Raw genomic sequence first — 23628 nt, 5'->3', positions numbered from 1 at the left:
TCGGTAATCCTAAAAACAGGATTTTCTCACAGGCATAGAATGGTTTCATTCGCGTTTTCGGTTTTGTTCGTCTTTTTCTTCATGCTGACCCTGGTCCTGCGCTACTGGCTGGCCAGCCGGCATACCCGCCACGTGCTCGGTCACCGCGAGCACGTGCCGGCCGAATTCGCCGCCAAGATCCCGCTCGAGGCCCACCGCAAGGCCGCCGACTACACGGTCGCCCGCACCCGCTTCGGCCTGTTCCACGCGCTGTGGAGCGGCCTGGTGCTGATCGGCTTCACGCTGCTGGGCGGCCTGCAGGCGCTGTCCACCCTGTCGCTGCACTTGTTCGGACCCGGCATGGCGCACCAGATCGGCCTGGTCGTCGCCTTTGCCGTCGTGTCCGGCGTGCTCGACCTGCCCTTCGATTACTACCGCCAGTTCGTGCTCGAGCAGCGCTTCGGCTTCAACAAGATGCGTGTCAAGCTGTGGCTGAGCGACATGGTGAAGAGCGCGCTGGTCGGCGCCACCATCGGCCTGCCGCTGGTCTGGGTCGTGCTCACCCTGATGGAAAAAACCGGCGCGCTGTGGTGGTTGTATGCCTGGCTGGTGTGGAGCGGTTTCCAGCTGCTGATGATGGTGCTGTACCCGACCGTCATCGCGCCGCTGTTCAATAAATTCTCGCCGCTGGCCGACGACAGCCTGAAAGCCCGGATCGAAGGCCTGATGGCGCGTACCGGCTTCGCCTCCAAGGGCCTGTTCGTGATGGACGGCAGCAAGAGGTCAAGCCACGGCAACGCCTATTTCTCCGGCTTCGGCGCCAACAAGCGCATCGTGTTCTTCGACACCCTGATCGAGCGCCTGGCGCCGCAGGAAGTCGAGGCCGTGCTGGCGCACGAACTGGGCCACTTCAAGCTCAAGCACATCGTCAAGCGCATCGCCGTGATGTTCGCGCTGTCGCTGGTGTTCCTCGCGCTGCTCGGCTACCTGAAGGACCAGGAATGGTTCTATACCGGCCTGGGCGTGATGCCGCTGCTGAACGGTTCCAACGACGCCATGGCCCTGCTGCTGTTCATGCTGGTGCTGCCGGTGTTCCTGTTCCCGTTCGCCCCGCTCGGCTCGTTTACGTCGCGCAAGCACGAATTCGAAGCCGACGCCTTCGCCGCGCAGCACAGCGACGCGCGCGACCTGGTCTCGGCCCTGGTCAAGATGTACGAAGACAACGCCTCGACGCTGACGCCGGACCCGCTGCACTCGGCCTTCTACGATTCGCATCCGACGGCCTGGGTGCGGGTCCAGCATCTGCAGAACCAGATGGCGGGGGCCGCATGAAGCTGCTCGCCAGACACTGCAGCCACGGCGCACCGGCCCTGGACGAGGCTGCCATCTCGGCCCTGCTGCCGCAGGTCCCCGCATGGCATGTCGAGGACGACCACCTGCAGCGCGACTACGCCTTCCGCGACTACCACGAGACCATCGCCTTCGTGAACGCGCTGGCCTGGATGATCCACCGGCAGGACCACCATCCGCAATTGCTGGTCAGCTACCGCCACTGCGGCGTCGCCTTCACCACGCACTCGGCCGGCAACCGCATCAGCGAAAACGACTTCATCTGCGCGGCCAAGGCCGACGCCATCTATACGGAACGGGCGAGCGCATGAGCGACCTGCAAGGCACCATCGTCGCGGCCCACGGCCGCCATTACCTGGCCGACGTCAAGGCCGACGGCCAGCACCAGTTTCTGCAATGCGTCACGCGCGGCAAGAAGACCAACGTGGCGGTCGGCGACATCGTCCACCTGAAGCGCACCTCGCCCGACCAGGCCGTGATCGAAAAGATCGCCGAGCGCACCACCCTGCTGTACCGCTCGGACCAGTACAAATCGAAACTGCTGGCGGCCAATATCTCGCGCCTGTTCATCGTCATCGCCACCGAGCCGGGCTTCACCGACGACCTGGTGTCGCGCGCGCTGGTCGCCTGCGAGGCGGCCGGCATCGAGGCCCACCTGATCCTGAACAAGGTCGACGTGCAGGAAGGCCTGGCACGTGCGCGCGAACGCGCGGCGCTGTACACTAGCATGGGTTACCCGCTGCACGAAGTCTCGGCCAAGTCCGACCCGGCAGGCACGGTGGCCACCCTGCTGCCGCTCTTGGCAGGCCATTCCTCGATCCTGATCGGCCAGTCCGGCATGGGCAAGTCGACCATCGTCAACCTCCTGATTCCGGACGCCGACATCGCCGTGCGCGAAATCTCGGAAGCGCTGGATACCGGCAAGCACACCACCACCTTCACGCGCCTGTACAAGCTGCCGGGCGGCGACGGCACCATCATCGATTCGCCCGGCTTCCAGGAATTCGGCCTGTACCACCTGAGCGAAGGCATGCTGGAACGCGCCTTCGTCGACTTCAAGCCCTACCTGGGCGGCTGCAAGTACTACAATTGCCGCCACCTGGCCGAGCCGCAGTGCGCGATCCTGGACGCAGTGGCCGCGGGCAAGATCAGCAAGATGCGGCATGAGCTGTACGGGCAGTTGCTGCATGAGTCGGCGCAGACGCTGTATTGAAAGCGCCTGTGCTGACACGCCGAACTTTTATTTTCTGAAACACAAGCGATACCGCTTATAATTCAGGAGATCACCGCATCTCCGACACGCAACTTCGACAGACTATGGCTGGCCAGACTCCCATCAAGCACTTCCTGCAGTTCTCCGATTTCACCCGCGACGAATTCGAGTACGTGATCGAACGCGCCAAGGTCATCAAGCGCAAGTTCAAGGCCTACGAGGTGTACCACCCGCTGGTCGACCGCACGCTGGTCATGGTGTTCGAAAAGAGCTCGACCCGCACGCGCCTGAGTTTTGAAGCCGGCATGCACCAGCTGGGCGGCGCCGCGATCTACCTGAACACCCGCGACAGCCAGCTGGGCCGCGGCGAGCCGGTCGAGGATGCGGGCCAGGTCATGAGCCGCATGTGCGACATCATCATGGTGCGCACCTTCGGCCAGGACATCATCGAGCGCTTCGCGGCGCACTCGCGGGTCCCGGTGATCAACGGCCTCACCAACGAGCACCACCCCTGCCAGGTGCTGGCCGACGTGTTCACCTATTACGAACACCGCGGCTCGATCGCCGGCAAGACGGTGGCCTGGATCGGCGACGCCAACAACATGCTGTACTCGTGGCTGCAGGCGGCCGAAGTCTTCGGCTTCCACCTGAACGTGTCGACGCCGAAGGGCTACGACATCGACCCGGCCATGGTCAGGACGACCAACTACACGGTCTTCGAGAACCCGTCGGATGCCTGTGCCGGTGCCGACCTGGTCACCACCGACGTCTGGACCAGCATGGGCTACGAGAAGGAAAACGCCGAGCGCCTGAAGGCCTTCGACGGCTTCATCGTCGACGGCGCCAAGATGGCGCGCGCCACGCCCGACGCGCTGTTCATGCACTGCCTGCCCGCGCACCGCGGCGAGGAAGTGGCGGCCGAGGTCATCGACGGCCCGCAATCGGTGGTCTGGGACGAAGCCGAGAACCGCCTGCACGTGCAGAAGGCGCTGATCGAATATCTTCTCCTCGGTCGCATCGAAGACAAATAAGTTTTATCATCACGCTTTAGCTTGATCGTCGGCCCGCACGGGCCGGCTGACCATCACATCCCCCTCCAAAACACTGGAACCCCATGAGCGACATTAAAAAAGTAGTCCTCGCCTACTCCGGCGGCCTCGACACCTCGGTCATCCTCAAATGGCTGCAGGATCACTACAACTGCGAAATCGTCACCTTCACCGCCGACCTCGGCCAGGGCGAAGAGCTGGAGCCGGCGCGTGCCAAGGCGATCAAGTTCGGCATCAAGCCGGAAAACATCTACATCGACGACGTGCGCGAAGAATTCGTGCGCGACTTCGTGTTCCCGATGTTCCGCGCGAATACCGTCTACGAAGGCGAGTACCTGCTGGGTACCTCGATCGCGCGTCCGCTGATCGCCAAGCGCCTGATCGAGATCGCCAACGAAACCGGCGCCGACGCGGTGTCGCACGGCGCCACCGGCAAGGGCAACGACCAGGTGCGCTTCGAACTCGGCGCCTACGCCCTGAAGCCCGACGTCAAGATCATCGCTCCGTGGCGCGAATGGGACCTGCTGTCGCGTGAAAAACTGCTGAAGTACGCGGAAGACGCCGGCATCGAGATCGACATGAAGCACAAGAATGGCGGCGCACCCTACTCGATGGACGCCAACCTGCTGCACATCTCCTTCGAAGGCCGCCACCTGGAAAACCCGAGCGCGGAAGCCGAGGAATCGATGTGGCGCTGGACCGTGTCGCCGGAACAGGCGCCGGACCAGGCCGAGTACCTCGACATCGAATACGAACACGGCGACATCGTCGGCCTCAATGGCCAGAAAATGACCCCGGCCCAGGTGCTGACCGAGCTGAACCGCCTGGGCGGCAAGCACGGCATCGGCCGCCTCGACCTGGTGGAAAACCGCTACGTCGGCATGAAATCGCGCGGCTGCTACGAAACCCCGGGCGGCACCATCATGCTGCGCGCCCACCGCGCGATCGAATCGATCACGCTGGACCGCGAAGTGGCGCACCTGAAGGACGATTTGATGCCGCGCTACGCTTCCTTGATTTATAACGGCTACTGGTGGGCACCGGAACGTGTCGCGCTGCAGACGCTGATCGACCACACCCAGAAATCTGTCAATGGCTGGGTCCGCATCAAGCTGTACAAGGGCAACGTGATCGTGGTGTCGCGCGATTCGAAGACCGATTCGCTGTTCGACATGAACATCGCGACCTTCGACGAAGACGGCGGCGCCTACAACCAGGCGGATGCGGGCGGCTTCATCAAGCTGAATGCGCTGCGCATGCGGATCGCGGCCAAGGCGCGGGCCAAGCGCGGGCAGTAATTCCCGGGCGCTGAACGGTAAAAGCCGCTGGACCGGAAGGGCCAGCGGCTTTTCTTTTGGTACTCGCCCATCATTACTGCGGGCGCACCAACGGCTCGGATGGTAACCACAACGCCAGTAGCATCCCCGTTGCTCCGCACGCCATTTGCGCGGCTCGGCCGACTGCTCATTCCGACGCAACGAGACGTCCAGCACCAAGCTCTACTCCCGAGACAACGTGACGGCTACCCAACAACTGCGCGGAAGACGCGTAAGTCAACATGGATAGTTCAGCACCTCTCGTTACGTGTCCGCCAGCCGCATAAAGCCAGTTCGCCGGATTCCACCACTTGAAGCTGTACTTGGCCACAAGAACCCACCAATTCCCCTCATCCGGCAACAAAAGGTCAAGCGGCGTTTCCGTGATCGTTGAAGTTCTTATGGGATTGCTTGTCGCACGAAGCTGATGAAGTTGTATGAAGTGTCCTGACGATTCAGGCGATCCCCAAGAGAGGTTCTCTTTTCCGCCGTAGAATGTGATTTTCTTTAACTCTTCAGCAGCAATTGCGAGACGGTGTCCGCCGGGCGAAATCCGGACGAATTTGACTGCAGCACCACAAGGTGAACCAGGCAACCTGCGCCCAGTTTCAAGGTCAAGCACTACCGCCCCCTCTCCTCCCCGGTGTGAGACCATGATGTAGGTCTCACTAACCCGCTTTGCCACCAAATTGCGGATCCGTCCATCCACCTTGGCCGTCGACGCGGTTTCCTGTTGGACCCATTCCTTCAATGACGCTGTGGTGCTGACATCTTGACCGCAATCCAGGAAATTGGCCACATAAGCGGCTGCCAACCGCCTGCGATCGGCTAATTCCTCAAGTGCCTGGTCCTGCTGCGTCTTGCCGGGAGCGTCCTTACGGGGAAGTCGCTCCTTCAGCTCGACCTGGTCGGCGCTCACCCGATAGACAAGTGCCTCCTCTGTCGTAACCACAACGACCGATGGTTCTATTGCGGCGGCCATGTGAAACACGCTGCTCAATGCCAGAATCAGGAAAACGAGAACGTTCTTCATTGAGACCCTCCAAGCACCATCGAAGAAATAATTACGCGCTGTACAAATGCGCGTGTGAATTCAAGCAGGCGGTGCTGACGTAGCGCCCCCTGCTTTTCACACCGCAGCGGGTGAAGATTTTGAGTGCGTGTAGTTTGCCTTAAAACAATGGTTTGAAACTCGCCAATTATCACGAGCAGACTTTCGCTGCCATGAACGCGGCGGACCCGACTGGAAGGTATTGAATGCAAAAACCGCTGACCGATGGCCAACGGCTTTTTTAGTGTCCGTCTTGAGGCTGACTTAGAAGTGGAAGTTCGCCGTCAAACTCGCCCACCGCGGCGCCCCCGGCGTATACCGGTAGCCGCTCTTGTTGATCGCCGCCACATAGCGCTTGTCCCCCAGGTTGTACACGTTCAGCTGCAGGTCCAGCCAGCGCGCCACTTTGTATGCGGCCACCGCATCGACCACCCAGTAATCGTCCGTGTACGCCGGCGTGCCCACCGCCCCATCGCTACCGCGCAGCAGGCGGCCCGAATAGCGCACGCCGCCGCCGATGCGCAGGCCGAACGGGAAGGTGTAATTGGTCCAGCTGGTGAAGGCCGTCTTCGGCGTATAGGTCAGCGCATTTTCCCCGCCCGCCGTGATCACCCTGCCCTGCTCGACGCTGGTGTCCATCCAGCTGTAGCCGGCGCTGAGCGACCAGTCGCGCGTGAGCTGGCCGACCGCGCTCAATTCCACGCCCTGCACGCGCTTGCGGCCGGTCTGGTAATAGGTGGTCGGGTTCACCGGGTCCTGCTCGACCTCGTTCCTGACGACGGTGCGGAACAGTGCCGCGTTCAGGCCCAGCCTGCGGTGCAGCAGGTCCCACTTGGTACCGACCTCGGTGGTGGTGCTCACCTGTGGGTCGTAGATCGGGTTGGCCGCGCTGTTGGCGTTGCCGCTCAGGGTCAGGTTCGAGCCCGGCGGCTGCTTGGCATTGGCCCACAGCGCATACACGCTGCTGAAATCGGTCGGCTTGTACAGCAGCGAGACCTTGCCGCTGGTGACGCTGTCGCTCAGCTCCAGGTGGGTCGCCGCAGTCGTGGTCCCCGTGGCCGGCAGCGCATCGTAGCTGACGTCGAAGTGGTCGATGCGCAGCGAGGCCCCGAACAGCCACTTGTCGCCCAGCCTGATCGTATCCAGCAAATAGGCGGACTCGGTGCTCACCTCGCCCTGGTTGCGGGCGCCGCTGCGCACCAGCTTCAGGCTGGCAGGCGCGATCCCGGGGTCCGGGTTGTAGAGATTGGCCGGCGGCAGCACGCCCAGGTTGCCGAGGGCGGGATTGGCGAGGTTGTTGACGTAGCTGTAGTTGACCTGTTTCTCGTTGCTCAGGTCGAGACCGCTGACCAGCGTGTGGCGCAGCAGGCCGGTGTCGAATTCGGTGGTCAGCACGGTCTGGTTGGCCAGCACCGTGTTTTCCTGGTCCTTGATGGTACGGTTACCGCGCAGCAGCAGCCATGTTGACGGATCGTCCGCCCGCACGCCCGGATAGCGGACCGTCGCCGGCGCAATCGGCGCTTCCCGGGTGATGACGTTGGCGCCGCTGCTCATGAAGGCGCTCAGCAGGTAGAACTGCTTCGTCTTGCCGTAGCGGGTGGTGTTCCGCACCCGCATGCGCGGACTGAATTCGTGGTCGGCGATGGCGGTGAACATGTCGGCCTTGACACGATCGAAGTCGGCCCTGTTGCCATAGAAGTTTTGCGGATCCACCGGCGCCGGCTTGTCCAGTTCGTGCCGGACCGGCGGCGGGTTGACCGCCGTGGCGCTCGGAACGGTCGGGTTGGTGTAGCCCGGCAGGCCGACCGTCGGCACGCCGCCGTCCGGCAGGTTGTCCTGCTTGACGTGCAGGTAGTCGAGGTAGAGCCGGGACGGGCTGTTCAGGCCGAACGCGAGCGAAGGCGCCACGCCCCAGCGCCTGGCCTTGACTTCGTCGCGGGCCGGGTTGCCGTTGTCCTGGTCGAGTACGTTCAGGCGCAAGGCGATGCCGCGCCGGTGGTCGAGCACCGTGTTCAGGTCGGCCGTGGCGCGCAGGCGGTCGGCGCTGCCGGCATTCACGCTGACATTGCCGAAGCGGCGCAGCAGCGGCTGCTTGGTGCTCAGGTTGACCGAGCCGGTCGGCGCACCGCGCCCGGTATCGGTGCCGGCCGGGCCCTTGAGCACGTCGATCTGCTCGATGTTGAAGATGTCGCGCGAGATCGAGCCGATGTCGCGCACGCCGTCCACGAAGATGCTTCCCGAGCTGTCGAAGCCGCGCATGTAGATGGCGTCGCCGGTGTTGGTATTGCCGTTTTCTCCCAGGAAGAAGGTGCCGACGCCCGGCGTGTTCTGCAGCGCTTCGGTCAGCGTGGTGGCGCCCTGCTGCTGGAACAGCTCTTTCTTGATGACGACCACGGTCTGCGGCGTGTCGACCAGCGCCTCGGTGTACTTGGGCGAGGCCGCGCGGTCGGCCTTCAGCGCGTTGTCGCGCTCGCCGACGATGTGCACCTTCTGGTGGCGCTCGCCGTCGGCTGCGGCGGCAGCGGCCGTGCCGGCGTCGTCCGCGTGGGCGGCGAGCGGCAGCAGCATGGCGAACGCGGTACCGGCAACGGCATGTTTGCGATGGGTGATGTGCCTGGAAGTTTTCATGTGGTCTGGATGATGTCGTTTTGGAATAGTTATTGGAACGCCACGGACTCTAGCAAGGATTTCGCCATATGTAAACGCGAATCATTATCATTTGCGTTCATGATCAAAACCTTGGCGGCTTGTCCCGCCCTGCGCTACCATGAGGGTCTTCCCGGGCGGACGCGTGCGTGACGGTATGAGCGGCATCGACGATCATGGCGGCAATCCCTGCCTGGCCTGCGGCGCCTGCTGCATGAGCTTCCGCGTCTCCTTTTACTGGGCCGAGGCGGAAGCGCGGGGCTTGCCGGCCGCGCTGACCGAGCAGCTCGGTCCCTTCCATGCCTGCATGGCCGGCACCAACAGCCGGCAGCCACGCTGCGCCGCCCTGCACGGCGCGGTCGGCGGACCGGTGGCCTGCAGTGTCTATCTTCAGCGCCCCGAGCCCTGCCGCGAGGTGCAGCCGGGCGACGATAAATGCATCCGGGCGCGCAGCCGCCATGGCCTGGCAGCCTTGAAAACACCCGTTTAGGCATGCAATACAGATTTTTATTGCGTTAATGAACGGTTAGGCAGCCGTGCGCGTCGCCAAAATGTTACATTTGCGAAGATTCCTTGCTACACGGAGCATGCATGCTTTCCAACCTGAGCCTCAAGAGCAAACTGAGCATCGGCTTCGGTGCCATCGTCGCCATCATTCTGTTGCTGTTGGGCTTCGCCTATAACAATTTTTCCCGCTTGCAGGAAGCGCGCGACTGGGACCGCCATACGCTCGAGGTCTTGCTGGAAACCGACAAGATCGCGACCTCGATGCTGCAGGTCCAGGCCTCGGTCCGCGGCTACCTGCTGACCGGGAACGATGGCTTGCTGGCGACGGTCGAGGCCGAACACGCGCGCGCGCGCCAGCACCTGCAGCGCGCAATCGAACTCACGCGCGACAACAACGCCCAGCAGGGACGCCTGCAGCAACTCACGCCGATCCTCGAAAACTGGATGACGAATTCGGTGCACCCGCAGATCGCCACGCGGCGGCGTACCGGCGCGGCCGGACTGACCGCGGTCGCGGGCCAGGTCGACACCACGGTGATAGCGGGCAGCACAGCGATGGCCACGGTACGGCGCCTGCTGGAACAGGTTGAAGCCGAGGAAAACCGCCTGCTGGCCCAGCGCCAGCAGGAAACCGAGGCCCTCAAGCAAGCCATGGTCCGCGTGCTCGGCGGCGGCGGCGTCGCCTGCGTGCTGCTGGCGATCGTGATCGGCACCCTGCTGGTGCGCACGGTATCGAGCCCGCTGGCCAGCCTGAGCACGGCAGCGCGCCAGCTCGGCGCCGGCGTGCAGGGTTCGCGTGCCGAGGTGATGTCGAAGGATGAGCTGGGCCAGGTGGCGCTCGAATTCAACCGCATGGCGCAGGCGATCGAGGACAGCCAGGCCAAGGAACTCGCGGCCAGCAAGGAGCTGCGCGCCAAGGTCGACGCGCTGCTGGACGTGGTGTCGCGCGCCGCGCGCGGCGACCTCACCGGCGACATCGCCATCCGCGGCGGCGACGCCATCGGCCGCCTCGGCGAAGGCCTGGCCACGATGCTGGGCAACCTGCGCAGCCTGATCAACAACGTACAGCGCGCCGGCATCCAGGTCACCACCTCGGCCACCCAGATCGCCGCCTCCGCGCGCCAGCAGGAAGCGACCGGCGTCGAGCAGGCCCAGACCAGCGTCGAAGTGCTGTCGACCACGCGCGAGATCTCGGCCAATACGGCGCAACTGCTGCGCACGATGGAAGAAGCGACCGAAGTCGCCGACTACACCACCAATGCCACCGTCGATGCCCAGGACAACCTGAAGCGCATGGACCAGACCATGCAGCAGATGGTCGCGGCCACCGATTCGATCGGCGCCAAGCTGGCGGCCCTGTCGGAAAAGGCCAGCAACATCAATGGCGTGCTGACCACCATCACCAAGGTGGCGGACCAGACCAACATCCTGTCGCTGAATGCCGCGATCGAAGCCGAAAAGGCAGGCGAGGCAGGCCGCGGCTTTGCCGTCGTGGCCAGCGAGATCCGGCGCCTGGCCGACCAGACCTCGGTCTCGACCTGGGACATCGAGCAGATGCTGAAGGAGATGCAGTCGGCGGTCTCGGCCAGCGTCATGGGCATGGACAAGTTTGCCGAGGAGATCCGCCGCAGCGTGGGCGAGGCGCGCCGCGTGGCCGAACAGCTGTCCGGCATGACCGACCAGGTGCGCAAGCTGGCGCCGCGCTTCGACCTGGTGCTGCAGGGGATGCAGTCGCAGGCGGTGGGCGCGTCGCAGATCACGGAAACCATGACGCAGCTGTCCGACGCCAGCCAGCAGACCGTCGATTCGCTCAAGGCGACCAGCGAAGCCGTGCACCAGCTGCAGTACGCCGCCGGCGACCTGCAGCAGTCGGTGGCCAGCTTCGCGGTCAACCTGTAAGCGCCGCAGCGACGCACCGGTCCACCCATGAACGTGCTGGTCTTCCACATCGGTCCCGAACGCTATGCGCTGCCGCTGGCCGCCGTGCTGCGGGTGCTGCCGGCCGCGCGCCTGAAGGCGCTGCCCGGTGCACCGGACTACGTGGCCGGCCTGCTCGACCTGCACGGCGAGCCGGTGCCGGTGATCGACCTGTCGCGCCTGGGCGGCAGCCCGGCCGAGACCGTGCGCTACGACACCCGCATCCTGCTGGTCGACCTGCCGGCCGCCGGCGCCACCCGGCGCCTCGGGCTGCGGGCCGAGCGCGTGACCGGCGTCGAAACGCTGCTCGAGGCCCCGCTCGACCCCGGCGTGCTGGCGGCGCCCTGGCTCGGCGCCGTGGCCCGCAGCGCCGCCGGCGGCATGCTGCAACTGATCGAGCCGGCGCGGCTGCTGGCGCCCGAGGTGGCGGCGCTGCTGTTCGGCAGCGAGGGAGCGGCCGCATGAACCGCCTGCGCGACACGCTGCACGCCAGCACCGGCCTGATGCCGACCGACGCCGACCTGGAGCGGGCGCTGCGCGATGCCGCCGGCCCCGGCGGCCAGCGTGCCCTGCCGGCGCCCGAGGATTACGCGCCGCTCCCCGGCACGCCCGAGTTCGAGGCACTGGTCGACCAGCTGGTGGTGCCGGAATCCTGGATGCTGCGCGATCCGGCCGTGTTCACCGAAGCGCTGCGCTTCGTGCAGCAGCGCCTGGCGGCCCGGCCGCAGCGCCCCGTGCGCATCCTGTCGGTGCCGTGCGCCGGCGGCGAAGAACCGTATTCGATGGCGCTGGTGCTGGCGCAGGCCGGGATTCCCGCCAGCCGCTGCCGCATCGACGCGGTCGACCTGTCGCAGGCTGCGATCGCCCGGGCGCGCAGCGGACGCTTTACCCGCAATGCCTTCCGCGGCGCCGACCTGACCTTCCGCGAGCGCTGGTTCACGCGCCAGGGCGACGACTACCTGGTCGACGACGCGCTGCGCGCCTACGTCGGCTTCAGCCAGGGCAACCTGCTGGCGATGGGCGACCGCACCGGCTTGCCGGCCGGCGTCCCGGCGGCCGGCGTCCCGGCGGCCGGCGTCCCGGCGGCCGGCGTCCCGGCGGCCGGCGTCCTGCCACCCTACGACCTGGTGTTCTGCCGCAACCTGCTGATTTATTTCGACGCGCCCACGCGCACCCGCGCCGCCCAGGCTGTCGCCAATGTGCTGGCCGACGACGGCCTGCTGCTGTCCGGCCACGCCGAGGCGCCCTCGTTCTGCGCCAACGGATTCGTGCCGGCACATACGGGTTTCGTCCTGCGCAAGCGGATCGGACCGGCCCAGCCGGCGGCCGCCATGGCGGCGCTGGCCGACCTGCCGCCGCTGCGCCGCCGTGCGCGTGCCGCGCCGCTGCCCATGCCGCCGCACCGGCCGGCGGCCGCCACGCCGGCGCCATCGGCGCCACTGACGCCACCCGCGCGGCCGCCGGTGCCGCCGCCGGCGCCCGACGACCTGCTGGCCCAGGCGCGCAGCCTGGCCGACGCCGGCCGCCTGCAGCAGGCCGAAGCCGCCTGCCGCGCCCTGCTCGACATCGCGCCCGACAGCGCCGACGCCTGGTTCCTGCTGGGGACCGTGCAGGCCAGCGCCGCGCGCCCGCACGCGGCCGACACCAGCTGGCGCCGCTGCGTCTACCTCGCGCCCGACCATTACGAAGCCCTGTGCAGCCTGGCGCTGCTGCACGAAGGCCTGGGCGATGCCGCCACCGGCGCCGGCTTCCGCCAGCGCGCCGCGCGCATCTACGCACGCCGCGGGGGTGGAACCGCATGAGCGCCCTGAAACCCGGCAGCGGCACCATCCGCAACAGCCTGTCGCGTCCGGTCGATGCGGACTACGGCGAGGATTGGGCGCGCGAACTGGCGCGTCCGGCCAGCGGCGCGGGCAGCACCGATGCCGCGGCGATGGTGTTCCGGGTAGGCGCCGAATGGCTGGCGGTGCCGCTGGCACTGGCAGCCTCGGTGGCGCCGGTCGCCCCGGTGCACCGCCTGCCGCACCGGGGCGGCGGCGGGCCGCTGCTCGGCATCGTCGCCGCCGGCGGCAGGCTGTTGCCGGCGGTGTCGCTGGCGCGCCTGCTCGAGATCGACGCCGGCGCCGCCGTGCCGGCCGGACGCCACGCCTTTGCGCGCCTGCTGGTGCTGGCCGAATCCGGCCCGCAACGGGGCACCGGGCGCAGCGCAGGCGCATTTGCGCTGCCGGTGGACGAGGTGCAGGGGGTGGTGCGCTACGCCGGCGCCGCCCTGCTGCCGCCGGCGGCCACGGTCGGGCGCGCACCGCCGCCGCTGGTCAGCGGCGTGCTGGCGGATGCGGTGCGCGCTGCAGGGGACAATGGCGTGGCGGGCAGCGGCGCCGCCGGCCTGCTCGACGCCGGCCGGCTGATGACGGCGCTGAAAGGATTGCTGCGATGAGCCTGGACCACATGGGCGGTGACCTGAGCAGCTTCTCGATGCTCGACCTGTTCCGCATGGAGGCCGGGGAGCAGGCGCGCGTGCTGACCGACGGCCTGCTGCAGCTCGAGCGCGGCGCCGCCGATCCGGTGCTGCTGGAAGCGATGATGCGCGCCGCCCACTCGATCAAGGGCGCTGCCGCCATCGTCGACCGCCAGGCGGTGGTCGGCCTGGCGCATGCGATGGAGGACGTGTTCGTGGCCGCCCAGCAGGGCCGGACGACGGTCGACGCCGGCGCCGCCGATACCCTGCTCGACAGCGTCGACCTGATGCAGCGCCTGGCCGGCGCCGACGACGACGCCGGCACCGATGCGGCGGTGCAGGCGCGCATCGATGCGCTGGCGGCGCTGCTGGCCCGGCCAGCCGCTGCGCCCGCCGCTCCTGCGCCTGTCGCCGCGGCACCCGGTCCTGCAGCGCTGCCGCAGCCCGAAGCGCCGGCTGCAGCGGCCGCACCGGCGGACAAGCCGTCCGCGGGTGCGGAGGCCGCGCCCGTCCCTGCCTCCGCGCTGGTGGCTGCCAGCGACGAACTGCTGACGCTGGCCAGCCAGGCCCGCGTGCACGCCGGCCAGCTGCGCCCGTGGCTCGATTCCATGCAGCGCTACAAGCGCCAGCAGAGGAGCGTGCTGGGGGCGCTGGAACAGCTGCACGAGGCGATCGTGGCCGCCAACGACCCGCGCCTGCTGGAACTGGCGCTGGCGTTGCGCGACCGCGTGCAGCCGCTGCCCGGGTTCCTGCTGCGCTCGATCCGCGACGCCGAGAACTACGAGCGCCAGGCCTCCAACGTGTCGGCGCGCCTGGCCGACGAAGTGCTGGCGCTGCGCATGTGCCGCTTCGGCGACGGCGTGCACGGCTTGCCGCGCATGGTGCGCGACCTCGGGCGCAGCCTGGGCAAGGATGCGCAGCTGGTGATCGAGGGCAGCGCCACGCTGGTCGAGCGCGCCGTGCTGGCGCGCATGGAAGCGCCGCTGAACCAGTTATTGAGGAATGCCATCGACCACGGCCTGGAAACGCCGGCCGAGCGCAGCGCCGCCGGCAAGCCGGCCACCGGCACCATCGTCCTGAGCGCGCGCCACCGCGGCGGCATGCTGGTGATGGAAGTGCGCGACGACGGCCGCGGCGTCGATCCGGAACGCATCCGCCAGGCCGCCGCGCGGCGCACTGCCACGCCGGCCATCGCGGCCGAACTCAGCCTCGACGAGCTGATGGAATTCCTGTTCCTGCCCGGCTTTTCGCTGAAGGAGACGCCCAACGCCATTTCCGGGCGCGGGGTCGGCATGGACGTGGTGCACGAAGCGGTACGGCGCCAGAACGGCACCGTGCGCGCCGAGTCGACGCCCGGCGCCGGTTTCCGCACCCTGATCACGCTGCCGCTGACCCAGTCGGTGATGCGCGCGCTGGTGGTGGAGGTGGCCGGCGAGGCGTATGCGATGCCGATCACGCGCGTCGAACACGTGCTGCGCCTGCAGCGCAGCGAGGCGCGCACCCTGTCCGGCCGCGAGTACGTCGACCTGGACGGCGTCCACCTCGGCCTGGTGGCGGCCAGCCAGGTGCTGGAGCTGGACGATGCGGCGGGCACGCGCGACGACACCCTGTCGGTGGTCGTGGTCGGCGCCGGGGCCGAACGCTACGGGCTGGTGGTGGACGACATCGTCGGCGAGCAGAGCCTGACCGTGCAGCCGCTCGAACCGGTGTTCGGCAAGCTGCGCGACATCGCCGCCGGCGCCCTGCTGGAAGACGGCGCGCCGGTGCTGATCATCGACGTGCCCGACCTGCTGGTCTCGATCGGGCGCCTGCTCGACCAGGGTGCCAGCCTGCAGCCGGCGCGCGCGGCCGAGGCGGGGTCGGTGCGCCGGGTGCTGGTGGTCGACGATTCGCTGACGGTGCGCGAGATGCAGCGCAAGCTGCTGGCCGGCCACGGCTACCGGGTCGAGGTGGCGCTGGACGGCATCGACGGCTGGAACAACCTGCGCGCCGGCGAGTACGACCTGGTGATCACCGACATCGACATGCCGCGCCTGGACGGCATCGGCCTGCTCGAGCGCATCCGCCACGACCCGCGCCTGCAGCGCCTGCCGGTGATGATCGTGTCGTACAAGGACCGGCCGGAAGACCGCGCGCGCGGCATGGAGGCCGGCGCCGACTATTACCTGGCCAAGGGCAGCTTCCACGACGCCACCCTGCTGGAAGCGGTGCTCGACCTGATCGGCCCGGCCTACCATCGGGGGACAGCATGAGAATCGGCATCGCCAACGACAGCCCGACCGCGGCCGAGGCGCTGCGGCGCGTGGTCAGCTCGAACAGCGCGCACCGGGTGGCCTGGATCGCCCGCAACGGCCTGGACGCGGTGCGCCTGTGCACCGACCTGCCGCCCGACCTGGTGCTGATGGACCTGAACATGCCGGAACTCGACGGCATCGAAGCCACCCGCCAGATCATGCAGCGCGCGCCGTGCGCGATCCTGGTGGTGACGGCGGCGCCGCAGGACAACGTCAACGCGGTGTTCCGTGCGCTCGGCGCCGGCGCCCTCGACGTCACCGCGACGCCGGTGCTGCTGGGCCAGCCCGGCGGCGAAGCGGCGCTGCTGGCCAAGATCCGCACCATCGGCAAATTAATTGGAGGCGGCCGGACCATCATCGGCGGAGGCGCTGACGGTCCGGCTTCGGCCGCGGCCGGCGGCGACGCCGTCAAGCACCTGGTCGCGATCGGCGCCTCGACCGGCGGCCCGATGGCGCTGGCCAGGCTGCTGTCGCGCTGGCAGCCGCCGGCGGATACCGCGGTGGTGGTGGTCCAGCACATCGACGCCGCGTTTGCCGACCAGATGGCGAAATGGCTGGGCGACCAGATCCCCGTGCCGGTGCGCGCCATCGCCGGCGGCGAGGCGCCCGAGCCCGGCGTGGTCCAGCTGGCGCGCACCAATGACCACCTGTACATCACGCCAGGCGGCCGCTTCTGCTACGATAGCCATCCGCGCGACGAGATCTACCGCCCTTCGATCGACGTGTTCTTCGGCTCAGTCGCACTGCACTGGGAGCGCGCCGCCACCGGCATCCTGCTTACCGGCATGGGCCGCGACGGCGCCAACGGCCTGCTGGCATTGCGCCGGTCGGGCAAAACCACCATCGCCCAGGACGAAGCCAGCAGTGCCGTGTACGGCATGCCCAAGGCTGCCGCCGAACTGGGTGCCGCCGAAAAGATTTTATCGCTCGACAGCATCAGCCAGATGTTGTTGGGTAGAATGTCGGGTTTCGCGTGAATCAACACTCCGTTTCCAGTTCAGAACCACACATGTCCGCAGCCAGCCCGCACCCCGCCGAACCAACGAGCGCCGAGTACAAAGTGCGTGTCCTGCTGGTCGACGACCAGCTCATCATCGTCGAAGCCGTCCGGCGCATGCTCGCCAGCCATCCGGACATCGAATACCACTACGTCACCGACCCGCATGCGGCGCTGGCCGGCGCCCAGGCGCTGCGCCCGACCGTGATCCTGCAGGACCTGGTGATGCCCGGCGTCGACGGCTTCGACCTGATCCAGGAATACCGTGCCGACCCCGTGCTGCGCGAAGTGCCGGTGATCGTGCTTACCACCAAGGACGAACCCAAGCTCAAGGCCCACGGCTTCGCGGTCGGCGCCAACGACTACCTGGTCAAGCTGCCCGACCAGCTGGAACTGGTGGCGCGCATCCGCCACCACTCCAGCGGCTACATCAAGGGCTTGAAGTGCGAGGCCTGCCAGACCAAGCTGGCCGGTGTCCAGGCCGAACTGGCGCAGGTGAAGGCGGAGCTGGCGGCGCTGCGCGGGGCCTGAGCCGGCCCCGCCAGTGGTGGATTTCAAACGGTAACCGGCTCCGGCTCCAGCTCGACCCCGAAGCGCGCCCGCACATCCTGCTGGATCGCCCGCGCCAGCGCCATCACTTCCGCGCCGCTCGCGCCGCCGTTATTCACCAGCACCAGCGCCTGCTTCGGGTAGACCCCGGCGCGGCCCAGGCTCTTCCCTTTCCAGCCGCACTGGTCGATCAGCCAGCCGGCCGCCAGCTTCTCGCTGCCGTCGGGCTGGCGATGGTGCACCAGGTTCGGCCAGGCCTGCAGCAGCTGCGCGCACTGTGCGCCCGACACCACCGGATTCTTGAAGAAGCTGCCGGCATTGCCGATCTCCGCCGGGTCGGGCAGCTTGCGGCGCCGGATCGCGATCACGGCATCGCCGACCTGGCGCGGGGTCGGGTCGGCGCTGCCTTCCAGTGCCTGGGCCAGCTCGGCGTAGCGCAGGTTCGGGGTCCACGCGCGCGGCAGCGCGAAGGTCACGTCCAGCACCACCAGGTCGCGGCCCTCGGCGTGCTTGAACACGCTGTCGCGGTAGCCGAAGCGGCAGTCCGCCGCCGTCATCGTGCGCGTGCTGCCGGTGGCAAAGTCGAACACGGTCAAGGCGTGGAACACATCCTTGATCTCGGCCCCGTAGGCGCCGATGTTCTGGATCGGCGAGGCGCCCACCGTGCCCGGGATCAGCGCCAGGTTCTCCAGGCCGCCCAGGCCCTGCGCCAGCGTCCATTCGACCAGGCCGTGCCAGTTCTCGCCGGCCTGGGCCCGCACCAGCGTCACCGCCTCGTCCTGGCCGACGATGGCCTTGCCGAGCAGGCCCATGTGCAGCACCAGCGCGTCGACGTCGCGCGTCAGCAGCAGGTTGCTGCCGCCGCCCAGCACCAGGCGCGGCAGCACGGCCAGCGCCGGGTCGGCGGCGAGCTGGGTCAATTGCACGGGGTCGGTGATGCGCAGGTAGCGCCGCGCACGCGCGTCGATGCGGAAGGTATTGAAGGCTTGCAGGGAAACGTCGGTGGACAGGGACAGGTCGGACATGGCGGGGATCGAGTAATTTGTGCCGATTATATAGCGGCACAGCCCGATGGAAGCCGCATGTCATGTCCGCTACAATACCGCCATTCTTCCCAAGCATAAGAAAAGGAAAACACAATGCCATCATTTGACGTGGTCTGCGAAGCAGACATGGTCGAGGTCAAGAACGCCGTCGATCAATCCAGCAAGGAAATCGAAACCCGCTTCGACTTCAAGGGCACCTCGGCCAAGGTCGAGCAGAAGGACAAGGAAATCACCCTGTACGGCGATTCGGATTTCCAGATCGCCCAGGTCAAGGACGTCCTGTTGAGCAAGATGACCAAGCGCAAGGTCGACGTCCGCTTCCTGGACGAAGGCAAGATCGAGAAGATCGGCGGCGACAAGGTCAAGCAGGTGCTGAAGGTACGCAACGGCATCGAGACCGAGGACGGCAAAAAGATCACCAAGCTGATCAAGGAAAGCAAGATGAAGGTGCAGGCCTCGATCCAGGGCGACACCGTGCGCGTCACCGGCAAGGACCGCGACATCCTGCAGGAAGCGATCGCCCTGCTGCGCAAGGACGTCAAGGACTTGCCGCTGGCCTTCAACAACTTCCGGGATTAAGCCGACCATCGCCCCTGCGCTGGAGGGATAGCGCAGCTATCCCTCCAGCGCAGGGGCGATGTAGTGGCACGCTTGCACGCCGGATCGCACGACCGTTCGGTAAATGGTGCTCGGCCCCCTCCTCTCCTTGCGGTAAAATGGAGGGTGCGCAAATACGTCATATAGCGACGTTGCTCTGCGATAAACAGTGATTGGTAGTCTAAGGATAGCAATGAAACGAGTTGATGATTTCCGCCTGCGTCTGGGCAACAAGGAATATGTGCCCATCATGATCGGCGGAATGGGCGTGGACATCTCGACGTCCGAGCTGGCGCTGGAAGCGGCGCGCCTCGGCGGTATCGGACACATTTCCGATGCGATGGTGCAGGATGTCTCGGACCGCAAGTTCGACACCAGCTTCGTCAAGGAAAAGACCAAGCTCTACAAGTTCAACATCAACAATTCCGACAAATCGGTGGTCCAGTTCGACCTCGAGCGCCTGGCCGAGGCGACCCGCCTGCACGTCGGCGCCACCATGGCCGCGAAAAAAGGCGATGGCCTGATCTTCGTGAACTGCATGGAAAAGCTGACCATGAACGCGCCGAAGGAAACCCTGCGCACCCGCCTGTCGGCGGCGCTGGACGCGGGCATCGACGGCATCACCATGTCGGCCGGCCTGCACCTCGGTTCGTTCGAGCTGATCAAGGACCACCCGCGCTTCCGCGAGGCCAAGCTGGGCATCATCGTGTCCTCGGTGCGCGCGCTGCAGCTGTTCCTGCGCAAGGTGTCGCGCCTGAACCGCAATCCCGACTACATCATCGTCGAAGGCCCGCTGGCCGGCGGCCACCTCGGCTTCGGCATCGAGGACTGGAAAGAATACGACCTGCATACCATCATGGACGAGATCCACGCGTACATGAAGGCGGAAAACCTGGACATCCCATTGATCGCGGCCGGCGGCATCTTCACCGGTTCCGATGCCGTCAGCTTCCTGGAAAAAGGCGCCGGCGGCGTGCAGGTGGCGACCCGCTTCACCATGACCCACGAATGCGGCCTGCCGGACAGCGTCAAGCAGGAATACATCCGCGCCACCGAGGACGACATCATCGTCAACGGCGTGTCGCCGACCGGCTACCCGATGCGCATGCTGAAGCAGACCCCGGCGATCGGCTCCGGCATCCGTCCGGGCTGCGAATCCTACGGCTATCTGCTGGATGCGACCGGCAATTGCGCCTACATCAATTCATACAACCGCGAAGTGCAGGCCAATCCGGACCAGAAGAACGTGCAGGTGTTCGACAAGACCTGCCTGTGCACCCACATGCGCAACTTCAACTGCTGGACCTGCGGTTCGACCACCTACCGCCTGAAGGACACCACCCACAAGCTGGCCGACGGTAATTACCAGATCCTGTCCGCCGAGCACGTGTTCAAGGATTACCAGTTCAGCGTCGACAACCAGATCGCGCTGCCGCCGCGGCAGGAAGCAGCAGCCTGATTTCGCCTTGCTCCGCGAAAGCGGGGGGCAAGATGACGGCGCGGATGTCCGCGCCGTTTTCTTTTCATCGTCCCATTCCTGATGGAACGAATTGCCCGCTCCACTGTCCAACGGTGGTTGACCTTGTGTCGGGAGACGCCGCATGTCCGAGTTCGAGCACCCGATAAGGGCCACTTTCCTGGTGGACGCGAGAGGAACCATCGCCGGCTGGAATACCGGCTGTATCCAGCTGTTCGGGCTGGCGTCCGGTGCCGCCCTCGGCCGTCCGGCCACCCTGCTGCTCGCCGCCGGCCAGGCCGAATGGCAGGATGCCCTCCACGGTGCCCAGGCCTGTGAACGCGAGCTCGCCGTCGACCTGTACGCCGCGCATGGACGCATCCTGCTGGCCAGCCTGGCGCTGGTGCCGCAATTCGATGCCGGCGGCGGCCTGGTCGGGCACACGGTGGCGGTCCTTGCACAGCAATTCACGCTGGACGATGCGACCGAAGCGGAGCGCGTCGCGCGCACGCCGCTATCCTCGGTGGTCGACCTGTTTCCCGGCACCTTCTTCGCGATCAACCGCGACGGCCGCTTCGTGCTGTGGAACCACAACATGGAGCGCATGCTGGCGCTCATGCCCGACGAACTCGCCGCCACGCGTGCGGTCGACCTGGTCGACCTGCCGCAACGCGCCCAGTTCGCGGACGGGATGCGGCGCGTGTTCGAGCACGGCGAAGAGCTCCAGCTCGAAGTCGAGTACGTTTCCAAGAGCGGCAAGGAAACGCCCTTCCTGCTGCGCGGCAGCCGCATCCGCTGCGACGGCAAGGATTACCTGTTCGGCCTCGGCATCGACATCACCGAGCGGCGCGCGCGCGAAACCCACCTGCGCCTGCGCGAGCGCGCCCTGCACGCAGCCAGCAACGGCATCCTCATCACCCGCAGCAGCAGCGAGCCGGGGGCCGACAACCTGATCGACTACGTCAACCCGGCCTTCGAGCGCATCACCGGCTACCCGGCCGACGAGGTCATCGGCCTCGACCCGCGCTTCATGGCGGCGCCGGGCATGGACGACAACGAGCGCGCCATGCTGCGCGACGCCATCGCCCGCCGCACCAGCGTCAACGTGGTGCTGCGCAACCTGCGCAAGAATGGCGAGCTGTTCTGGAACGACCTGAACATCACGCCGGTGCAGGACGAGCATGGGGCGGTCAGCCATTTCATCGGCGTCATCAACGACGTGACCGCGCTCAAGCAGCGCACCGCCCGCCTCGAGCACGAAGTCAACCACGACGCGCTGACCGGCCTAGCCAACCGCAACCTGATGTGGGACCGGCTGGAGCAGGCGCTGCACCTGGCCGGGCGCCAGAAATCGCTGGTGGCCACCGTGCTGATCGATCTCAACGACTTCAAGGCAATCAACGACACCTTCGGCCACGAGGCCGGCGACGTGGTGCTGAAGGTGGTCGCGCGCCGCCTGCTGGCCTCGGTGCGCGACAGCGACACGGTGGCGCGCATGTCGGGCGACGAATTCGTGCTGGTGCTGACCAACCAGCCGTCGCTGCGCTTCACGCTGCGCATGGTCGAGCGCCTGCGCCGCAGCTTCGCGATCCCGGTCGCCTTCGGCGGCCACGAAATCCCGGTCGGCGCCAGCGTCGGCGTGTCGCTGTATCCGCATGACGGCAATACCGCGGCGGAACTGGTACGCGCCGCCGACGTCGCCATGTACCACGGCAAGGGTAATGGGCATAACGACGTGAATTTCTTCTCCAGCAATATGAAGGCCAGTACCGAGGCCAAGCGCAAGATCGAGAGCGAACTGCACGAAGCCATCGAGCGCGACGAACTGTTCCTGCTGTACCAGCCGCGCGTGGCCACCCACTCTGGCCGCATGACGGGCTTCGAGGCGCTGCTGCGCTGGCGCCATCCCGAGCATGGGGTGCTGCCGCCCGGACATTTCCTGGCTGAGGCCGAGGAAAGCGGCGCCATCGTCGAGATCGGCCGGCGCGTGCTCGACCAGGCCAGCGCCTTTGCCGGCCAGCTCGCCGCCATCGGCTTCGGCAACGTGCCGGTGACGGTCAATGTGTCCTATCGCGAATACAGCCAGCCCGGCTTCGTGGCCGGCCTGGCCGAGCGCATGGCGCGCCACCGGCTGGCGCCGGGCAGCCTGCAGCTGGACCTGCGCATCGAGGGCCTGATCCGCAATCCGACGCTCGGCCGCGAACTGGCCGAGCAGTTGCGCGAACTGGGCATCGGCTTGTCGGTGGATGGCTTCGGCGCCGGGCTGTGCGACCTCGGCTACCTGGAACAGCTGGCGGCGACCCAGGTCAAGCTGGCGCGCGGCACCGCGCACTCCGCGCTTGACGCCGGTGGCGCGATCGCCAAGAGCCTGGTCGACATCGGGCACAACCTCAACATGCAGGTGGTCGGCGAAGCGGTGGAAACGCAGCCGCAGATGGAATTCCTGACCGCGCTCGGCTGCGACCAGCTGCAGGGGATCTGGTTCAGCGAACCGCTACCGCCCGAGGCCGCGCAGCGGCTATTGCAGGAACGCCAGCTGGCCTAGCGCGCCGGGGTCAGGAGCGTTTGAGCTGCCCGATGACGCTCGCGACCTTGGTGGTGATCACGTCGACCGCCGGGCCGTTGGCGCCGTGCGGCAGGATCACGTCGGCGTGGCGCTTGGTCGGCTCGATGAACTGCTTGTGCATCGGGCGCACCGTGTTCATGTACTGGTTGACGATGCTTTCCATCGTGCGGCCGCGCTCGGCCACATCGCGCTGCAAGCGGCGGATGAAGCGGACGTCGGGCGCGGTGTCGACGAAAATCTTGAGCGACATCATCTTGCGCAAGTCGGCGTCGTACAGGGCGAACAGGCCCTCGATCACGATCACCGGCGCCGGCTTGACCGGGATGGTCTTGCCCGAGCGGTTGCTGATCGTGAAGTCGTACTCCGGCATCTCGATGGCTTCGCCATTGCGCAAGGCGTGGACGTGCTGCACCAGCAGCGGCCAGTCGAAGGCTTGCGGATGGTCGTAGTTCTGCTTACGGCGTTCATCAAGGCTGAGGTCGGTCTGGTCGCGGTAGTAGTCGTCCTGCATCACGACCGACACCATCTCGGTACCGAAGGACGCCAGCACCTGCTGGGTCACGGTCGACTTGCCGCTGCCGCTGCCGCCGGCGACCCCGATCACAAAGGGAACAAAGGAATGTTGATTCATCCCCGC

At 66.6% G+C, this 23628-nt stretch carries 20 protein-coding genes; 16 read left to right on the top strand and 4 right to left on the bottom strand.

Going from position 1 to position 23628, the window contains the following annotated elements:
- Positions 1 to 39: 39 nt before the first annotated feature.
- The 5 genes from FBX97_RS02785 (at position 40) to FBX97_RS02765 (ending at position 4889) form a co-directional block, all read left to right on the top strand.
- The gene (locus FBX97_RS02785; protein WP_141828718.1) at positions 40 to 1311 is read left to right on the top strand and encodes a M48 family metallopeptidase; all 1272 of its coding nucleotides are present in this window, start codon (positions 40 to 42) and stop codon (positions 1309 to 1311) included.
- Positions 1308 to 1640, top strand: coding sequence for a 4a-hydroxytetrahydrobiopterin dehydratase (locus FBX97_RS02780; protein ID WP_141828717.1), 333 nt, complete (start codon positions 1308 to 1310; stop codon positions 1638 to 1640). The genes FBX97_RS02785 and FBX97_RS02780 overlap by 4 nt, the downstream gene beginning before the upstream one ends.
- Entirely contained in the window at positions 1637 to 2542 is a 906-nt protein-coding gene (gene rsgA, locus FBX97_RS02775; RefSeq protein WP_141828716.1) for a ribosome small subunit-dependent GTPase A, read from the top strand. The genes FBX97_RS02780 and rsgA overlap by 4 nt, the downstream gene beginning before the upstream one ends.
- Before the next feature lie 104 nt (positions 2543 to 2646).
- Complete coding sequence (gene argF / locus FBX97_RS02770) at positions 2647 to 3573, top strand: ornithine carbamoyltransferase (RefSeq protein WP_141828715.1); 927 nt, start codon at positions 2647 to 2649, stop codon at positions 3571 to 3573.
- Between the two features lie 83 nt (positions 3574 to 3656).
- Positions 3657 to 4889 (top strand): argininosuccinate synthase, encoded by a 1233-nt coding sequence (locus FBX97_RS02765; protein ID WP_141828714.1) that lies wholly within the window; start codon positions 3657 to 3659, stop codon positions 4887 to 4889.
- A gap of 166 nt (positions 4890 to 5055) precedes the next feature.
- Here the strand turns inward: FBX97_RS02765 and FBX97_RS02760 are convergent, their stop codons facing one another.
- Together FBX97_RS02760 and FBX97_RS02755 are read right to left on the bottom strand one after the other, a co-directional pair.
- Entirely contained in the window at positions 5056 to 5940 is an 885-nt protein-coding gene (locus tag FBX97_RS02760) for a hypothetical protein (RefSeq protein WP_141828713.1), read from the bottom strand.
- Between the two features lie 282 nt (positions 5941 to 6222).
- Positions 6223 to 8586, bottom strand: coding sequence for a catecholate siderophore receptor Fiu (locus FBX97_RS02755; RefSeq protein ID WP_141828712.1), 2364 nt, complete (start codon positions 8584 to 8586; stop codon positions 6223 to 6225).
- A gap of 139 nt (positions 8587 to 8725) precedes the next feature.
- Here FBX97_RS02755 and FBX97_RS02750 point away from each other — a divergent pair, with 139 nt between their 5' ends.
- From FBX97_RS02750 to FBX97_RS02715, 8 genes are all read left to right on the top strand, one after another.
- Positions 8726 to 9094 (top strand): YkgJ family cysteine cluster protein, encoded by a 369-nt coding sequence (locus FBX97_RS02750; RefSeq protein WP_255517264.1) that lies wholly within the window; start codon positions 8726 to 8728, stop codon positions 9092 to 9094.
- A gap of 101 nt (positions 9095 to 9195) precedes the next feature.
- Positions 9196 to 11010 carry a methyl-accepting chemotaxis protein gene (locus tag FBX97_RS02745; protein WP_141828711.1) on the top strand — a complete coding sequence of 605 codons (1815 nt, stop codon included), beginning with the start codon at positions 9196 to 9198 and terminating at the stop codon, positions 11008 to 11010.
- A 27-nt stretch (positions 11011 to 11037) separates the two neighbouring features.
- A complete protein-coding gene (locus tag FBX97_RS02740; protein ID WP_141828710.1) occupies positions 11038 to 11493 on the top strand; it encodes a chemotaxis protein CheW in 456 nt (151 codons plus the stop codon).
- Positions 11490 to 12830, top strand: a complete 1341-nt coding sequence (locus FBX97_RS02735; RefSeq protein WP_141828709.1) for a protein-glutamate O-methyltransferase CheR — start codon at positions 11490 to 11492, stop codon at positions 12828 to 12830. Before FBX97_RS02740 ends, FBX97_RS02735 begins: the two co-directional genes overlap by 4 nt.
- A complete protein-coding gene (locus FBX97_RS02730; RefSeq protein WP_141828708.1) occupies positions 12827 to 13465 on the top strand; it encodes a chemotaxis protein CheW in 639 nt (212 codons plus the stop codon). The genes FBX97_RS02735 and FBX97_RS02730 overlap by 4 nt, the downstream gene beginning before the upstream one ends.
- A complete protein-coding gene (locus tag FBX97_RS02725) occupies positions 13462 to 15738 on the top strand; it encodes a hybrid sensor histidine kinase/response regulator (RefSeq protein WP_141828707.1) in 2277 nt (758 codons plus the stop codon). The genes FBX97_RS02730 and FBX97_RS02725 overlap by 4 nt, the downstream gene beginning before the upstream one ends.
- Positions 15735 to 16757 (top strand): chemotaxis-specific protein-glutamate methyltransferase CheB, encoded by a 1023-nt coding sequence (gene cheB, locus FBX97_RS02720; protein WP_141828706.1) that lies wholly within the window; start codon positions 15735 to 15737, stop codon positions 16755 to 16757. Before FBX97_RS02725 ends, cheB begins: the two co-directional genes overlap by 4 nt.
- Before the next feature lie 32 nt (positions 16758 to 16789).
- A complete protein-coding gene (locus tag FBX97_RS02715; protein WP_141828705.1) occupies positions 16790 to 17308 on the top strand; it encodes a response regulator in 519 nt (172 codons plus the stop codon).
- 23 nt (positions 17309 to 17331) lie between these two features.
- On the opposite strand, the gene murB is transcribed toward FBX97_RS02715, so the two are convergent.
- The gene (gene murB, locus FBX97_RS02710; protein ID WP_141828704.1) at positions 17332 to 18351 is read right to left on the bottom strand and encodes a UDP-N-acetylmuramate dehydrogenase; all 1020 of its coding nucleotides are present in this window, start codon (positions 18349 to 18351) and stop codon (positions 17332 to 17334) included.
- A 114-nt stretch (positions 18352 to 18465) separates the two neighbouring features.
- Between murB and FBX97_RS02705 the strand changes: the two genes are divergently transcribed.
- The 3 genes from FBX97_RS02705 to FBX97_RS02695 all read left to right on the top strand — a co-directional run bounded on the left by FBX97_RS02705 (position 18466) and on the right by FBX97_RS02695 (position 22970).
- Positions 18466 to 18951, top strand: coding sequence for a YajQ family cyclic di-GMP-binding protein (locus FBX97_RS02705; RefSeq protein ID WP_141828703.1), 486 nt, complete (start codon positions 18466 to 18468; stop codon positions 18949 to 18951).
- 211 nt (positions 18952 to 19162) lie between these two features.
- A complete protein-coding gene (locus tag FBX97_RS02700) occupies positions 19163 to 20428 on the top strand; it encodes a nitronate monooxygenase (RefSeq protein WP_141828702.1) in 1266 nt (421 codons plus the stop codon).
- 142 nt (positions 20429 to 20570) lie between these two features.
- The gene (locus FBX97_RS02695) at positions 20571 to 22970 is read left to right on the top strand and encodes an EAL domain-containing protein (RefSeq protein WP_141828701.1); all 2400 of its coding nucleotides are present in this window, start codon (positions 20571 to 20573) and stop codon (positions 22968 to 22970) included.
- A gap of 10 nt (positions 22971 to 22980) precedes the next feature.
- On the opposite strand, the gene udk is transcribed toward FBX97_RS02695, so the two are convergent.
- Positions 22981 to 23622, bottom strand: a complete 642-nt coding sequence (gene udk / locus FBX97_RS02690; RefSeq protein ID WP_141828700.1) for a uridine kinase — start codon at positions 23620 to 23622, stop codon at positions 22981 to 22983.
- Between the last annotated feature and the right edge of the window lie 6 nt (positions 23623 to 23628).

It is taken from the genome of Herbaspirillum sp. SJZ107 (assembly GCF_006715485.1).
In the GTDB taxonomy this organism is placed as follows: Bacteria; Pseudomonadota; Gammaproteobacteria; order Burkholderiales; family Burkholderiaceae_D; genus Telluria.
The sequence above is the reverse complement of the archived record's forward strand: the minus strand, read 5'-3'. Positions and strand labels throughout refer to the sequence as shown.

Coding starts and splice junctions, on each gene's coding strand:
- FBX97_RS02785 (WP_141828718.1), top strand. CDS start 40: ATGGTTTCATTCGCGTTTTCGGTTTTGTTCGTCTTTTTCTTCATGCTG.
- FBX97_RS02780 (WP_141828717.1), top strand. CDS start 1,308: ATGAAGCTGCTCGCCAGACACTGCAGCCACGGCGCACCGGCCCTGGAC.
- rsgA (WP_141828716.1), top strand. CDS start 1,637: ATGAGCGACCTGCAAGGCACCATCGTCGCGGCCCACGGCCGCCATTAC.
- argF (WP_141828715.1), top strand. CDS start 2,647: ATGGCTGGCCAGACTCCCATCAAGCACTTCCTGCAGTTCTCCGATTTC.
- FBX97_RS02765 (WP_141828714.1), top strand. CDS start 3,657: ATGAGCGACATTAAAAAAGTAGTCCTCGCCTACTCCGGCGGCCTCGAC.
- FBX97_RS02760 (WP_141828713.1), bottom strand. CDS start 5,940: ATGAAGAACGTTCTCGTTTTCCTGATTCTGGCATTGAGCAGCGTGTTT.
- FBX97_RS02755 (WP_141828712.1), bottom strand. CDS start 8,586: ATGAAAACTTCCAGGCACATCACCCATCGCAAACATGCCGTTGCCGGT.
- FBX97_RS02750 (WP_255517264.1), top strand. CDS start 8,726: ATGAGGGTCTTCCCGGGCGGACGCGTGCGTGACGGTATGAGCGGCATC.
- FBX97_RS02745 (WP_141828711.1), top strand. CDS start 9,196: ATGCTTTCCAACCTGAGCCTCAAGAGCAAACTGAGCATCGGCTTCGGT.
- FBX97_RS02740 (WP_141828710.1), top strand. CDS start 11,038: ATGAACGTGCTGGTCTTCCACATCGGTCCCGAACGCTATGCGCTGCCG.
- FBX97_RS02735 (WP_141828709.1), top strand. CDS start 11,490: ATGAACCGCCTGCGCGACACGCTGCACGCCAGCACCGGCCTGATGCCG.
- FBX97_RS02730 (WP_141828708.1), top strand. CDS start 12,827: ATGAGCGCCCTGAAACCCGGCAGCGGCACCATCCGCAACAGCCTGTCG.
- FBX97_RS02725 (WP_141828707.1), top strand. CDS start 13,462: ATGAGCCTGGACCACATGGGCGGTGACCTGAGCAGCTTCTCGATGCTC.
- cheB (WP_141828706.1), top strand. CDS start 15,735: ATGAGAATCGGCATCGCCAACGACAGCCCGACCGCGGCCGAGGCGCTG.
- FBX97_RS02715 (WP_141828705.1), top strand. CDS start 16,790: ATGTCCGCAGCCAGCCCGCACCCCGCCGAACCAACGAGCGCCGAGTAC.
- murB (WP_141828704.1), bottom strand. CDS start 18,351: ATGTCCGACCTGTCCCTGTCCACCGACGTTTCCCTGCAAGCCTTCAAT.
- FBX97_RS02705 (WP_141828703.1), top strand. CDS start 18,466: ATGCCATCATTTGACGTGGTCTGCGAAGCAGACATGGTCGAGGTCAAG.
- FBX97_RS02700 (WP_141828702.1), top strand. CDS start 19,163: ATGAAACGAGTTGATGATTTCCGCCTGCGTCTGGGCAACAAGGAATAT.
- FBX97_RS02695 (WP_141828701.1), top strand. CDS start 20,571: ATGTCCGAGTTCGAGCACCCGATAAGGGCCACTTTCCTGGTGGACGCG.
- udk (WP_141828700.1), bottom strand. CDS start 23,622: ATGAATCAACATTCCTTTGTTCCCTTTGTGATCGGGGTCGCCGGCGGC.